We start from the raw sequence: 13,463 nt of genomic DNA on the forward strand, positions 1-13,463 counted from the left end.
GTATGAGGCGGTCGGAATAAACGTTTGAGTGAGGGCTGTCTACCGGGGAGCGTGGGTGCGCCGTGGGATACCCTTTCTGCCCCGCCGGGCAGAGAGGGCATTCTCACGGGCGCTACAGAAAACACAAGAACAACCCGAACGTAACACCGGCGAGCACCATGCAGCTCGCATTAAACACCGACACGCCGTCGTCGATATCGCCTGCGGTTGCCACGTCCCGGCCGGCATCGTTGATCATCGGCTCGGTTACGATGACACCGCCGTAGATGCGGGGGCCGGCGAGCTGGACGTTAAGAGCACCGGCCATCGCCGCCTCCGGCCGGCCGGAATTCGGCGAACGGTGCAGGCCACCATCGCGCATCCCCACCCGGATCGCCTCGCGGCAGGGGCTGATGCCCCGCCGGATCCAGGCGCCGGCGGCAATCAGCAGGATGGAGAGCCGGGCGGCCGGCCAGTTGGCGATATCGTCGAGCCGGGCGGCCGCCCATCCGAAATCGATGTATTTTTCCGACCTGTGGCCGATCATCGAATCCGCCGTGTTCAACATTTTGTAGGCAATCAGTCCCGGCAGGCCGAAGACGGCATACCAGAGCGCCGGGGCCACCACGCCGTCGGAGAAGTTTTCGGCAAGGCTTTCGATCGCCGCGCGGCAGACGGCCGGCTCGTCCAGCGTCTCCGGATCGCGCCCGACGATGCGCGAAACAGCGGCTCGCCCGCCGGCAAGCCCGTGGTCGCGCAGAGCGGTAGCGACGGCCGCGACATGATCGGCAAGGCTCTTCTGCGCCAGGAAGATCGCCACAAGACCGGCCTCCAGCACGATGCCGGCAAGGCCGAAGAGCGCGAAGAACCGGTCGAACACGAAGCCTGCGGCGATCGACAGAAGCAGCAGCGTCAGGATCGCGGCAACGCCGTTCATCCGGCGTTGGGAGCCCGTCAGGCTTGAGGGATTGAGCTGTTGGTCGGCATAGGAGATCGCCGCGCCGAAGATGACGACGGGATGCGGCACCCGCGACCACAGCCATTGCGGATCGCCGGCGATCCGGTCGAGCAGCAGCGCCAGAAGCAGCACGAGAAGGTTTTCGTCGATCGTCATCGCTCAAATCCCTGAAGGGCTTCGCCAAGCCGCCTGTCCGCCGCCGGATCGGGCGTCAGCCCGAAACGCAGCCACTCCGGCGCATAATCGAAATTGCGGACGAGAATATGATGGCGGCACAGATGCGTGTAAATGTCGTTCGCCCTTGTATCGGCGACAAGGGTGAAGAGCGCCGTCCCTCCTGCTATTCGCAACCCGGCACCCTCCAGCGCCGCATGCAGGCCGGCGCAACGTTCATCGATGCGGCTGCCTATAGTCGAAGCGTCCGAACGCAGCAGCGAGGCGGCAATCGACAGCGCCGGGCCGGATACCGCCCAAGGGCCTAGCCAATCCTCGAAACGTGCGAGGATATCCTCCCGTGCAAGAGCAAAGCCGAGCCGCAGGCCGGCAAGCCCGAAAAACTTGCCGAAGGACCGGAAGATGATCAGGTTGGAAAGCTGCTGCGCACGGCTCGCGAGGCTGAGCCACTGATCAGTATCGCCGAAGGCCTCGTCGACGACGAGAAGCCCGCCTGCTGCCTTCATCCTGTCATGCAAGGCAACCAGCGTTTCAACCGGCCAGGCGCGTCCATCGGGATTGTTCGGATTGACGACGACCGCAAGCCGATGCCCAGCTCCAATCGAGGCGACATCATTGACCGCATCAACGGCAAAACCCGCCGCAGTGAAGGCGCGCGCATATTCGCCATAGGTCGGCGACACCACGGCGACCTTGTCGTCCGCCACGGCGACCCGTTCGTCCGTCACGGCAACTTGCCTGCCCTGTCGAAGCAGGCGCGGCAGCAACTGGATCACCGATTGCGTGCCGGGCACCGGCAACGGCAGGATCTCGCCGGTGCCATAATGATCACGCGCAGCTACCCTTGCCTCATCGACGAGATCGCGGTCCGGCAAGCGGTGCCAGGCCCTTGCCGGAATGTCAGGCAGGGCGACGGGGCACGGATTGATGCCTGTGGAAAGATCGAGCCAGTCTTCCGGCCTGCCGCCGAAGGCCGCGGCAGCGGCGGTGATGCCGCCGCCATGGGCGATCGGTGCGCTCATGTGGCCGCTCCGGCCAGATCGATCAGATGCATGTAGGAGCCCGCCACCTGGTCGCGCCTCAGCCCGACAGCACCGAGATCGGTTCCGAGTGCATCCTGCGCCGCAAACAGCCGCTTTCCCTCACCCTCGGAAACGACAGTGGAATAGTGGAATTCATGCGCCGTCATCGTCCGTGCGAAGAAAGCGCCGTCGAGGGGCGTCACACGGCGATAGCCGAGATGGCGCCGGCGCTCGGCATAGCTGGTGACGACGGGCAGTAGGCCGAGCATTTCGTAGCGCTTCCCCCCAGCATCGATCACCCCATCGCCGAGCACCATGTAGCCGCCGCACTCGCCATAGATCCTGACGTCGCGTGCTGCCGCATCGAGCATGCCGGCGCGGAAATTCTGCGCCTCGGCTAACCGTCCGGCATGCAGCTCGGGATAGCCGCCGGGCAGATAGATCGCATCGGCGTCACCTGCCGGCGCCTCGTCCGCAAGCGGCGAGAAAAAGGAGATCGCAGCACCCCGACGCCGCCAGCCGAGCAGCATGTGCTCATAGGAAAAGGCAAAGGCGACATCGCGTGCCACCGCGATACGGGCGCCCAGCGGCATCAGCCGGTCGATATTGGCGGACGATGGCCGATTGAGCCCCTGCCTGGCAATGCGCAGCAGGAATTCGAAATTACACTCCTCGGAGACGGCATCCGCCGCGTGATCGATAAAGCTTTCAAGGGTCGCATGTTCACCGGCCTGGACAAGACCGAGATGACGCTCCGGCAGGGAAAGCGCCTTGTCGCTGCCGATCACGGCGACAACAGGCATGCGGATAGATTCAAGGGCCTGACGCAGCATCGCCTCGTGCCGTTCGCTACCGACCTTGTTGAGGATGACGCCGGCAACGCGGACATCGGCGCGGAAACCGGCAAAGCCGGCAACCAGCGGCGCCACCGACTGCGACATGCGCGAGGCATCGACGACGAGCACCACGGACAGGCCGAGCTGGGCGGCAAGATCGGCCGCCGTTCCTCTTCCGTCTGCCGCTCCGTCGAAAAGCCCCATCATCGCCTCGATGACGAGGATGCGGTCGCCGGAGCGGTGAAGAGCTGAGTTGGCCGAGATCAGTTCGGGGCGCATCGCCCAAGGGTCGAAATTCAGGCACGGCGCGCCGCTTGCGGCCGCATGAAAGGCCGGGTCGATGTAGTCAGGACCTGCCTTGCCGGGCGCGACCGCGATGCCGCGCCGGCGAAGCGCCCTGAGCAATCCGAGCGTCACCGTCGTCTTGCCGGCGCCGGAGGACGGCGCTGCGATCAGGAGGCCACTCATATCAGCACCTTGCCGGACCGGCAGAATGGATCGGGCAGCAAGCGCCGTCCGCCGAGCGCGCCGAGCCAATCGAGCGAGGCCCGGAGCTTCACCACCTCGCCGACAACGACCACCGCCGGCGGTTCCAGCCCGGAGGCGGCGACCGCCTCGGTCGCCTCCCCGAGCGTCGTCTCCAGCACCTGCTGCCGGCCGGTGGCGGCATTGCAGACGAAGGCGACGGGTTCGGATGGCGACCGGCCGGCGGCGATCAGATTGGCGCTGATCTCGGCGATATGTTTCATCGCCATATACATGACGATAACAGGCGAGCCGCGGCCGATCGCATCCCAGTTGATCCTGTCGGGCACGATGCCGGAGGAATCATGACCTGTGAGGAAGGTGACGGCGTGGTTGATGTCACGATGCGTCACCGGGATGCCGGCATAGGCAAGTCCGCCGATGCCGGCGGTGATGCCCGGCACGATGCGGAAGGGGATGTTGTGCTCGGCCAGCGTCAGCGCCTCTTCGCCGCCACGGCCGAAGACGAAGGGATCGCCGCCTTTCAGCCGCAGCACCCGCTTGCCGGCCCGCGCCAACTCCACCAGCCGCAGCGAAATATCCCGCTGCTTGGCCGAGGGCTTGCCGCCGCGTTTCCCGGCATATTCCAACTCGGCACCGCGATGCGCGAGCTTCAGGCATTCCTCATTGACCAGCGCATCGTGGACGATCACATCCGCCTCGGCGAGCCCCTTGGCGGCAAGCAGCGTCATCAGCCCGGGATCACCCGGACCGGCTCCGACGAGCCAGACGCTGCCCGGCTCCAGTGCCGGAAGATGGGAGAATGCGGCATCGATCATCCTGCTGATCTAGGCCCAGCAAGGGGCAAGGTCAACGCCGCGCCCGTCACCTCACTGGAAGTTGCTAAGATTGCTATGACTCACTTCACGAAGAGGCGGATTCGATTTGGCAATAAACCCGCCCAACAATATGAATACATTATAATATCATCACAAAGGCCAGCCGCGGCGCAGCCGGCCTTCCAGGCCGTCAAGCGGCAAGCAGCGTGTTGCGAATGAGGTCGAGGACCTTCTCCGATTCGATGCCGGTGCAGACGATCTGGCTCGGCAGACCATCCCAGTCACCGGGCGGGAAACGGCGGCTATCCGGCTTGACGACCGTCTGCCCATCGGCGATGCCACCGCAGACGACGCGCACTGCGCCCGTGATCGTGGTAAACAGCTCGGGCGCCACGACATAGACCGAGGCGCAGCTGTCATGCACCATCATGCCGTCCTCGACCGCATGCTTGTAGAAATCGATGTAGGACTGCGACAGTGCGTCGAGCAGCTTCACCGCCCCGTCTCCGCTGGCCGCCATCTCGCCGAGATAGCGGCGGCTCATCGTCGTGATCGAGGTGACGTCGAGACCGATCACCGCCACCTTCCAGGGTGCGGTCATAACGATGTCGGCAGCTTCGGGATCGCCGTGAATATTGGCTTCGGCGACCGGCGAGACGTTGCCCGGCACATAGAAATTGCCGCCCATGATGACGACGTCCTTGACCAGGCTCGCAATCTCCGGGTCTTCCTTCAGCGCCCGCGCCAGATTGGTCATCCGCCCGACAGCGACCAGCCGCACTTCGCCCGGGTTGGCGCGCACGGTGTCGATGATAAAGCGATGCGCCGGGCGCGGATCGAGCGGCAGGTCGATCGTCCCGGGCACCTCGATATCGCCGAGGCCGTTGTCGCCATGCACCATGGCCGGCCATTCCCGCTCGGCGCGCGAGGGATCGATGGTGACGCTCGCGCCCTTGGCAACCGGTGCCGGGATATTCCATTCGCGCTTGAGGAAGAGCGCATTGCGCGTCGTCGTCTCGACCGAGGCATTGCCGAAAACGGTGGTGATGCCGATTAGATCGATTACGGGATGGCGGTGCAAGAAAAGAAGCGCCATGGCGTCATCGACGCCCGGATCCGTGTCATAAATGACCTTGTGCATTGAATACCTCTAGATATGAATCGCTGGCTGCCGAACGGCGCCGCAACATACGGCCACCATAACGCCCGTCAGGCTTTCTGCAACCCGATGCGGGCAATCGCCGCCGTCGCATGCACGGATTTGATTTTGCCGAGCAGCAGCTCCGCATCCGCGCCGACAGCCGCAAGTGCTGCCGATTCCGCGACGCCGTGGCAGCCGACGCGGGCAAAGACGATCTCGGAGGGATTTTTGAGCCGCCGCGTTTCCTGTTCCAGCCGCGGCGCATCGAAGAACACCGCCGGCACGGCAAAATGGCTGGCAACCGCAAGGATCGCCGCCTCGTGCCTGCGGCTGTCGATCGAAGCAATGGCCACGAGATCCGCTCCATCGATGCCGGCTGCCCTCAACGCCTCGACGGCAAGCGCCAGCACCTCTGCAGGCGGCGTCCCGCGCTCGCAGCCGAGCCCGAGAACATGCCGCTCTGCCGTCTCGAAGGAAATATCGCTCATGGAAGCCGTCGAATGCGCCCCGCTGTGTCCCCGCAGCCATTGCAGCTTGGGACGGCAAATGCAACAACGCCGCCAGAAAGCCTCCTGGAATACCGTCTTGCCCGACATTGCCCTTCATCTTCTGCTGCTGCTCTGTGTGGCCGCCTTCTTTGCCGGTTTCGTCGATGCCATTGCCGGCGGCGGCGGCCTGATCACCGTTCCCGCCATGCTGATCGCAGGCATTCCGCCGCTGCAGACGCTCGGTACCAACAAGGTGCAGTCGATCTTCGGCGCCGCCTCGGCAACGATCGCCTATGCCCGCAAGGGCCACGTGCAGCTCAACAAACAATTGCCGATGGTACTGATGGCCGTCATGGGCGGGGCGCTCGGCGCCGCGCTCGCCACGATCGTGCCCGGACAGGTGCTGCAGGCGATCATGCCGGTGCTGCTGTTGGCGATCGCCATCTTCTTTGCCGTCAAGCCTAATCTCAACGACCTCGACACCCACCGTCTCATGACGCCCTTCGCCTTCGGCCTGACGCTGGTGCCGGTCATCGGCTTCTATGACGGCGTCTTCGGCCCCGGCACCGGCTCCTTCTTCATGCTCGCCTTCGTCACACTCGCCGGCTTCGGCGTGCTGAAGGCCACCGCCCACACCAAACTTCTCAATTTCGGCTCGAACCTCGGGGCGCTGATCGTCTTTGCAAGCTTCGGCGCCATTCTCTGGAAGATCGGCCTGTTGATGGGTGTCTGCCAGTTCCTCGGCGCACAGCTTGGTTCGCGGCTCGCCATGCGCATCGGCGCAAAGCTCATCAAGCCGCTGCTCGTGATCGTCTGCGTCGCCCTTGCGGTCAAGCTGCTCTCCGATCCGGCAAATCCGCTGCGTGTCTGGCTCGGCATCTGAAGCAGACCAGCTTCCATTACCTCTGAAGTAATTGATAGGGTGCACCGCCTTCCCGCATGATCGCGCTGCCTGGAACTGACAGGCGATCAAAAGGAGATGACCCGATGAACGACGCAAAGACCAATGCAGAGCGCTACCTCGCCATCTGGAACGAGACGGACGCCGCCCGCCGCCGTGCTCTCATCGCCGAGAGCTGGAGCGAAGCCGCAACCTACATTGATCCGCTGATGCGCGGCGAAGGCCATGAGCAGATCAATTCGCTGGTCGAAGCCGTGCAGAGCCGATTCCCCGGTTTCCGCTTTGAGCTGATCGGCGCGGCCGACGGCTATGGCGAGGTCATGCGCTTTTCCTGGGGGCTCGGCCCTGAAAATGGCGAAGCGCTGATCAAGGGCACGGATTTCGCCGAACTCGAAGGCGGCAAGCTGAAATCCGTCCGCGGCTTCATCGACCAATTGCCGGAAGCCGCCTGATGCCGCCGACCGCCCGTTCCGTTGGAGATCATCTGCGCGAATGGCGCCAGCGACGCCGCATGAGCCAGCTCGACCTTGCGCTGGAGGCCGATATCTCACAACGGCATCTGAGCTTCATCGAGAGCGGGCGCTCGACACCGAGCCGCGACATGCTGCTGCATCTTGCCGAACGCCTCGGCGTGCCGTTGCGCGACCGGAACCCGCTGCTGCTGGCGGCGGGTTTCGCCCCCGTCTTTGCCGAACGCAGGCTGGATGATCCCGCCCTTGAGCCCGCGCGCCGCGCCATCGATAGGGTGCTGAAAGGCCACGAGCCCTTCCCGGCTATCGCCATCGACCGCCACTGGACGCTTGTCGCCGTCAATGCCGCCATCGCACCGCTGCTCGAACCCGTTGCCGATCCATCCCTGCTGGAACCGCCGGTCAATGTGCTGCGCCTCAGCCTGCATCCACAGGGGCTGGCACCGCACATCATCAATCTCTCGGAATGGCGCGCCCATCTCCTTGATCGGTTGCGTCAGCAGATTTCGGTCTCGGGCGATCCGGTACTGGATAAGCTGTTGAAGGAACTGCTGTCCTATCCCGCGCCTGAAGCTACGACCGAGCAACATATCGACCTTGCCGGCATCGCCGTTCCCTTGCAGCTTTCAACGAGGGCCGGCCTTCTCTCCTTCATCTCGACAACAACAGTCTTCGGCACGCCTGTCGATATCACTCTGTCGGAACTCGCAATCGAGACGCTCTTCCCGGCCGATGAGGAAACGGCCGCGATCCTGCGCGGCCATCTCGCCAATTGAAGCTTTCCCTCTCGGTCACCAGATCGGCGATCTCGATCAGTTCCTCCTTGGTGTTTATTTATCGAATTTGATCTCGTCGATCGCTGTCAGCGTCGTCTTGGCCGAAACGCCGGGCGCATTGGCGAAATGCCAGGCGACATACTGCTCGGCATAGGGATTGGTGGAGGACATGCCGTCGACCGGCAGGATGACGTTCATGCCCTTGAGCGCCGCATAGGCGGCTGTGTTCAGCACCGCCCCTTCCGAGGCCGTGCCCGTGACGATGACCGTCTTGATGCCCTTATCCTTCAGGATATTTTCGAGATCGGTATTGATGAACTTGTTGGCGCCGGATTGCACGACCGGATCGCCCTCCTTTGGCCCCAGCACGTTGGCGATGTCACCTGCCGTCGCGCCACCGGTGATGCTGTAGACGACGGGAACGCCGCTTGCGCGCGCCTCTTTCATCAGCTTTTCGACCTTCGGCAACGAAGCGATGCAGCGCTGCTTGGTCTTGGTGTTGCAGGGCCCCTTCTCCGGGTTCTGCGCACCGTTGAAATCGAGGAGCAGAAGCGCCGTCTCCGAGGCCTTCACATCGACCGGTTTCAAAGCAGGGGCAGCCGGCGCCTTCACTGTGCTCCAGTCGTCGATGATCGTCGCCTTGGCGGCGGATGCGCCGAGAGTGGCAATCAAAAGAAAGCCGGCGAATGCGGCTGCGGCCTTGGTTTTCATGATGGTATTCTCCGGGGGCAAAGGGTCGCGGCAAATCTCCGGATAGGCCATCCGCCTGTCAAATCACCAAGCCGCGACCGGTATGTGATCGGCGTTCGATTACCGCTTGGGATGGATGTCGCCTGCCTCTCAGAACTCGACGCCCGGCTGACCCTTGATACCGGAGCGGAAGGGGTGTTTGACCAGTTCCATCTCGGTGACCAGATCGGCGATCTCGATCAGCTCTTCCTTGGCATTGCGACCGGTCAGCACGACATGCGTCATGGCGGGCTTCTCGCTCTTCAGGAAGGTGACGACATCGTTGATGTCGAGATAGTCGTAGCGCAGCGCGATATTGATCTCGTCGAGCAGCACCATGGAATTGCGCTCGTCGCGGATCAGCTCCTTGGCCTTTTCCCAGGCGGCCGAGGCTGCGGCGACATCGCGGGCGCGGTCTTGCGTTTCCCAGGTGAAACCCTCGCCCATCGTGTGGAACTGGCAGAGATCGGAGAAATGCTTCTCGATCAGATCGCGCTCGCCGGTCCACATCGCGCCCTTGATGAACTGCACGACGGCGGACGGCTTGCCATGGGCGATGTGGCGGAAGATCATCCCAAAGGCAGACGACGACTTGCCCTTACCTTTGCCGGTATGGACGATGATCAGGCCCTTGCCATCGGTCTTGGTCGCCATGATCTTGTCGCGCGCGACCTTCTTCTTCGCCATTTTCTCGGCGTGCCGCGCATCGTCCTTGCCGCCCGCGTTGTTGTCCGGGGTCTCGTCGCTCATCAGTTTACCTCATTGCGTTGTATGGCGGCCAGGTCGAACCGGGCCGAATTGCTGCGCGGCGTCCAGAGGCTGCGGTCGATCGCTTCGCTGAGCCGCTCCCGCATCTCGTCGAATGCCGCCGGGTTCTTCTCCATCATGAAGCTGCGCACAGTGGGATCGGCGACGAAGGCTTGGTAGACGGCCTCGAAATGATGTTCGCCGACCGCCCCCGTCGTCGCCGAAAAAGCGAAGAGATAATCGACGGTGGCGGCGATCTCGGCCGCGCCCTTGTAACCGTGGCGCATGACGCCCGCTATCCATTTCGGATTGACGACGCGGCCGCGCACGACGCGGCCGATCTCCTCTTCCAACGACCGGATCACCGGCTTTTCCGGCCTCGAATGGTCGTTATGATAGATCGAAGGGCGCGCGCCGGCGAGCTGTTCGGCCGCCGCTGCCATGCCGCCCTCGAACTGGTAATAATCGTCGCTGTCGAGCAGATCGTGCTCGCGATTGTCCTGGTTCTGAATGACCGCCTGCACCGAGCGCAGCCGTTCCTCGAACAAGCCGCGTTCGGCCTTGCCCTCCTCGCCGGCCCCATAAGCATAGCTGCCCCAGACGAGATAGGCCTCGGCAAGATCGGCGCGCCGCTCCCAGCCCTTTTGGTCGATCAGCGCCTGCAATCCGGCGCCGTAAGCGCCGGGCTTCGAGCCGAAAACCCGGTAGCCCGCCCGGCGTTTCGCCGAGGCCGCGTCGAGACCGGCGGCGGCAAGCCTTGCCATCTCACCGCGCATGCGCGCTGCAATCGGGTTGTCCGTCTCGTCCTCTTCGAGCGCGCCGACGGCGCGGACCGCCTTGTCGAACAGGGCGATCTGCTCGGGAAAGGCATCGCGGAAGAAGCCGGAGATCCGGAGCGTCACGTCGACGCGCGGCCGCCCGAGCATCGCCGGCGCGATGATCTCATAGCCGGTGACCCGGCGCGAACTCATGTCCCAGAGCGGCTTGACGCCGATCAGTGCCAAAGCCTGGGCGATATCGTCGCCGCCGGTGCGCATGTTCGAGGTGCCCCAGGCCGTCAAGCCGAAGGAAACCGGCCATTCGCCGTGATCCTGCACGTAACGGCGCACCAAAAGCTCGGCGGATTTCTTGCCGAGCTCGTAAGCCGCCGGCGTCGGCACGGCGCGGCTGTCGACCGAATAAAAGTTGCGGCCGGTGGGCAGCACATCAGGCCGGCCGCGGGTCGGGGCGCCGGAGGGACCGGGTACGACGAACCGGCCATCGAGGCCTCTGAGCAGCCCTTCGATTTCCGCGGCGCCGCAAGCGAGGATGGAAGGCTTGAGACGGGTTTCGATCTCCGCGAGCACCGATCTGGTTTGGGACCAGAGGAGCGGGCACGCCATCTCGCCGGAAACGAACTTTGCGGCGAGCAGTTCGATGCGCTCGACGGTGTCGCCGTGGGTGCGCCAAAGGGTGTCGAGAATTTCTGCGAGGATATCCGGCCGTGGGCCGCTCCAAACGGCTGCCATATCCGTGTCGAGAGGGTCGAAGGAAGACCCCTCCCTAACCCCTCCCCACAGGTGGGAGGGGCTTATCGCTGCACTCGCGGCAACCTCTGCGACCAAAGCTGATGCAGTGACGGCGCGCCCAGCAAGCCCCTCCCCCTTGTGGGGAGGGGTTGGGGCGGGGTCTTTTGGCTGAAAGGGGTTTCCGAACGCATCCCCAGCGATCGCCCGCTGCAAGCTCGCATCCCCGCCCTCACCCAGTCCGCGCGGCACCCGCGCCAGCGCCACGGTCAGATCGGTCAGCAACCGTCCCTCGGGCGACACGCCGAACACATGCAAGCCATCGCGGATCTGCATTTCCTTGAGATCGCAGAGATAGGCGTCAAGCTTCTTCAGCGCCTCGCCTTCGCTCTCGCCCTCGGCAATGCCCGCATCCCGGTCGAGTCCGATATCGGTCACAAGATCGAGAATTTGCCGGCTGAGCAGGCGGATGCGGCGGGGATCGCCGCCGGAGGCCTCGTAATATTCGTCGACCAGCGCTTCCAGGTCCTTGAGCGGTCCGTAGCTCTCGGCCCGCGTCAAAGGCGGCGTCAGATGATCGATGATGACAGCTGCAGTCCGGCGCTTGGCCTGTGTGCCCTCGCCCGGATCGTTGACGATGAAGGGATAGAGATGCGGCAGCGGCCCAAGGATCGCCTCGGGATAGCAGTTCTCCGACAGCGACAGCGCCTTGCCCGGCAGCCATTCGAGATTGCCGTGTTTGCCCATGTGAATGACCGCATGGGCCGCGAATTCACGGCGCAGAAAGGCATAGAAAGCGAGATAACCGTGCGGCGGTACGAGATCCGGCGAATGATAGCTCTCCTTCGGATCGATATTGTAGCCCCGCGCCGGCTGGATGCCGACGAGCACCCCGCCGAAGCGGGCGAAAGGCAGGGCGAAGACGCCCTCGCGAAAATACGGATCGTCCTCGGGATTACCCCAGCGGGCTCGCACCTCATCCTGAATCTGATTGGGAAGAGATTCCAGGAAGCCGTTGTAGCGACTCAGGGAAAGTGTCTCGCGGATGACCCTGCCGTCGCGTCCCGAGTTGGTCGGCCCCTCCATCAGATGCCGGATCAGCGCGTCACCGTTGGCCGGAATATCGGCGGCCGGATAACCCGCTGCCTCCATCGCGCGAAGCACCTCGATGGTTCCGGCCGGCGTATCGAGGCCGACACCGTTGCCGAGCCGGCCATCACGGTTCGGATAGTTCGCCATCACGAGCGCGATGCGCCGGCCCTGCGCCGGTGTCCCGCGCAGCCGCGCCCAGTTGGCGGCAAGCTCCGCCGTATAACGCACCCGGCCGGCATCCGGTTCGCTGGCGACGATATTCGTTTCGACCGCCGCGTCGTAGCGCGCCGCCGTCTTGAAGGAGACAGCCCGCGCCAGCACTCGGCCGTCAACCTCGGGCAGCGCAACGTTCATGCCGAGATCACGCGCCGAAAGGCCCTGAGAGGTAGCGGCCCAGGCATCCCTCGACGAGGCCGAGAGGATCGCCTGCAGCACGATCGCCCCATTCGCCTCCAGCACCGTCGGCTGCCGGTCCGCACCCGGCGCGGAGACCGCAAAGCCGGTGGTATTGATGACCACATCGGGCTTCAGCGCCGAAAACACGCTTTCGAGAATGCCTTTGGAAATCGGATCCTTGAGGCTATAGGCAAAGACCGGCAGTGGCCGAAGGCCGAGTGCGGCCAGCGCCTCGACCAGTGCCTCGATCGGCCCGGTCTCGCCGCTTTGAACGAGGGCGCGGTAGAAGCTGATGGCGACTGTCGGGGGTTCAAATCCCTCCTCTGCGACCATCGCCACACCCGAAGACACCTCCGCAGCAACAACCGGCAGCCATTCCTCAACCCCGATCAGCCCTCGCCCCGGCCACCAGATCCCCGCCTTCATCAAAGGCACCGCCGGTGCCGGCTTCTCGGCACCCGACAACATCGCCCCGGCATAATCGAGAAAAGCCCGCGCATTGGCATCGCCGCCCTCGATCAGATAGGCCCAGAGCGCATTGAGATCGTCGAGATCAACATTGGAAAAAGAAACCAGTCCCGCATCCGGCTTGGCATCGCCCGGCAGCACTGCAATCAGCGCCCCGCTGCGAGCCGCGACCGCATGCAACGCCTCCAGCGCATAGTGGAAATAGCTCGCTCCGCCCAGCGCCCGCACGATGATCAGCTTCGCATGCCGCGCCGTCCGCTCGACATAGGTATCGACCGACATCGGATGCTTCAGGCTCATCAGGCTGGCAAGCCTCAGCGCATATCCGCTCGCCCCGCCGGCATGAGCCGCGGCGATTGCCGCAAGCTCGGTGTCGGCGGCCGAGAGGAACAGGACATCGCCCGGCGACTGGCCGAGGTCGATGGCCTCGTCGCCGTCACTGATCGTCCCCTGCTGGGCCAGAAGCAGATGCATTCT

At 64.1% G+C, this 13,463-nt stretch carries 12 protein-coding genes; 3 read left to right on the forward strand and 9 right to left on the reverse strand.

Features of this window, described 5'->3' with window-relative positions; genetic code table 11:
• Positions 1–112 precede the first annotated feature (112 nt).
• The 6 genes from cbiB to QMO82_RS13690 form a co-directional block, all read right to left on the reverse strand.
• The gene (cbiB, locus tag QMO82_RS13665; protein ID WP_183607028.1) at positions 113–1,093 is read right to left on the reverse strand and encodes an adenosylcobinamide-phosphate synthase CbiB; all 981 of its coding nucleotides are present in this window, start codon (positions 1,091–1,093) and stop codon (positions 113–115) included.
• Positions 1,090–2,133 (reverse strand): threonine-phosphate decarboxylase CobD, encoded by a 1,044-nt coding sequence (cobD, locus tag QMO82_RS13670; protein WP_183607027.1) that lies wholly within the window; start codon positions 2,131–2,133, stop codon positions 1,090–1,092. Before cobD ends, cbiB begins: the two co-directional genes overlap by 4 nt.
• On the reverse strand, positions 2,130–3,437 hold the full coding sequence (locus QMO82_RS13675) for a cobyrinate a,c-diamide synthase (RefSeq protein WP_183607026.1): 1,308 nt from the start codon (positions 3,435–3,437) through the stop codon (positions 2,130–2,132). The genes cobD and QMO82_RS13675 overlap by 4 nt, the downstream gene beginning before the upstream one ends.
• Positions 3,434–4,273: a uroporphyrinogen-III C-methyltransferase gene (gene cobA / locus QMO82_RS13680; protein ID WP_183607025.1), complete on the reverse strand. Its 840-nt coding sequence runs from the start codon at positions 4,271–4,273 to the stop codon at positions 3,434–3,436. The genes QMO82_RS13675 and cobA overlap by 4 nt, the downstream gene beginning before the upstream one ends.
• A gap of 190 nt (positions 4,274–4,463) precedes the next feature.
• Positions 4,464–5,414, reverse strand: a complete 951-nt coding sequence (locus QMO82_RS13685; protein ID WP_183607024.1) for a nucleoside hydrolase — start codon at positions 5,412–5,414, stop codon at positions 4,464–4,466.
• A gap of 68 nt (positions 5,415–5,482) precedes the next feature.
• The gene (locus QMO82_RS13690) at positions 5,483–5,902 is read right to left on the reverse strand and encodes a cobalamin biosynthesis protein (RefSeq protein WP_183607023.1); all 420 of its coding nucleotides are present in this window, start codon (positions 5,900–5,902) and stop codon (positions 5,483–5,485) included.
• A 97-nt stretch (positions 5,903–5,999) separates the two neighbouring features.
• On the opposite strand from QMO82_RS13690, the gene QMO82_RS13695 reads away from it, so the two are divergent.
• The 3 genes from QMO82_RS13695 to QMO82_RS13705 all read left to right on the forward strand — a co-directional run bounded on the left by QMO82_RS13695 (position 6,000) and on the right by QMO82_RS13705 (position 8,049).
• Positions 6,000–6,785 carry a TSUP family transporter gene (locus QMO82_RS13695; protein WP_183607681.1) on the forward strand — a complete coding sequence of 262 codons (786 nt, stop codon included), beginning with the start codon at positions 6,000–6,002 and terminating at the stop codon, positions 6,783–6,785.
• A 104-nt stretch (positions 6,786–6,889) separates the two neighbouring features.
• A complete protein-coding gene (locus tag QMO82_RS13700; RefSeq protein ID WP_246718262.1) occupies positions 6,890–7,255 on the forward strand; it encodes a nuclear transport factor 2 family protein in 366 nt (121 codons plus the stop codon).
• Entirely contained in the window at positions 7,255–8,049 is a 795-nt protein-coding gene (locus tag QMO82_RS13705) for a helix-turn-helix domain-containing protein (RefSeq protein WP_183607021.1), read from the forward strand. Before QMO82_RS13700 ends, QMO82_RS13705 begins: the two co-directional genes overlap by 1 nt.
• Before the next feature lie 54 nt (positions 8,050–8,103).
• On the opposite strand, the gene QMO82_RS13710 is transcribed toward QMO82_RS13705, so the two are convergent.
• The 3 genes from QMO82_RS13710 to cobN all read right to left on the reverse strand — a co-directional run bounded on the left by QMO82_RS13710 (position 8,104) and on the right by cobN (position 13,460).
• Positions 8,104–8,760, reverse strand: a complete 657-nt coding sequence (locus tag QMO82_RS13710) for a cysteine hydrolase (protein WP_183607020.1) — start codon at positions 8,758–8,760, stop codon at positions 8,104–8,106.
• A 129-nt stretch (positions 8,761–8,889) separates the two neighbouring features.
• Positions 8,890–9,528, reverse strand: a complete 639-nt coding sequence (gene cobO / locus QMO82_RS13715; protein ID WP_183607019.1) for a cob(I)yrinic acid a,c-diamide adenosyltransferase — start codon at positions 9,526–9,528, stop codon at positions 8,890–8,892.
• A complete protein-coding gene (gene cobN, locus QMO82_RS13720; protein WP_183607018.1) occupies positions 9,528–13,460 on the reverse strand; it encodes a cobaltochelatase subunit CobN in 3,933 nt (1,310 codons plus the stop codon). The genes cobO and cobN overlap by 1 nt, the downstream gene beginning before the upstream one ends.
• Positions 13,461–13,463: the final 3 nt, after the last annotated feature.

The sequence above is a fragment of the Rhizobium sp. BT04 genome (assembly GCF_030053135.1).
GTDB lineage: Bacteria > Pseudomonadota > Alphaproteobacteria > Rhizobiales > Rhizobiaceae > Rhizobium > Rhizobium binxianense.

Bases quoted from the DNA above. Each gene is read 5' to 3' on its own strand.
- cbiB (WP_183607028.1), bottom strand. From the start codon at position 1,093: ATGACGATCGACGAAAACCTTCTCGTGCTGCTTCTGGCGCTGCTGCTC.
- cobD (WP_183607027.1), bottom strand. From the start codon at position 2,133: ATGAGCGCACCGATCGCCCATGGCGGCGGCATCACCGCCGCTGCCGCG.
- QMO82_RS13675 (WP_183607026.1), bottom strand. From the start codon at position 3,437: ATGAGTGGCCTCCTGATCGCAGCGCCGTCCTCCGGCGCCGGCAAGACG.
- cobA (WP_183607025.1), bottom strand. From the start codon at position 4,273: ATGATCGATGCCGCATTCTCCCATCTTCCGGCACTGGAGCCGGGCAGC.
- QMO82_RS13685 (WP_183607024.1), bottom strand. From the start codon at position 5,414: ATGCACAAGGTCATTTATGACACGGATCCGGGCGTCGATGACGCCATG.
- QMO82_RS13690 (WP_183607023.1), bottom strand. From the start codon at position 5,902: ATGAGCGATATTTCCTTCGAGACGGCAGAGCGGCATGTTCTCGGGCTC.
- QMO82_RS13700 (WP_246718262.1), top strand. From the start codon at position 6,890: ATGAACGACGCAAAGACCAATGCAGAGCGCTACCTCGCCATCTGGAAC.
- QMO82_RS13705 (WP_183607021.1), top strand. From the start codon at position 7,255: ATGCCGCCGACCGCCCGTTCCGTTGGAGATCATCTGCGCGAATGGCGC.
- QMO82_RS13710 (WP_183607020.1), bottom strand. From the start codon at position 8,760: ATGAAAACCAAGGCCGCAGCCGCATTCGCCGGCTTTCTTTTGATTGCC.
- cobO (WP_183607019.1), bottom strand. From the start codon at position 9,528: ATGAGCGACGAGACCCCGGACAACAACGCGGGCGGCAAGGACGATGCG.
- cobN (WP_183607018.1), bottom strand. From the start codon at position 13,460: ATGCATCTGCTTCTGGCCCAGCAGGGGACGATCAGTGACGGCGACGAG.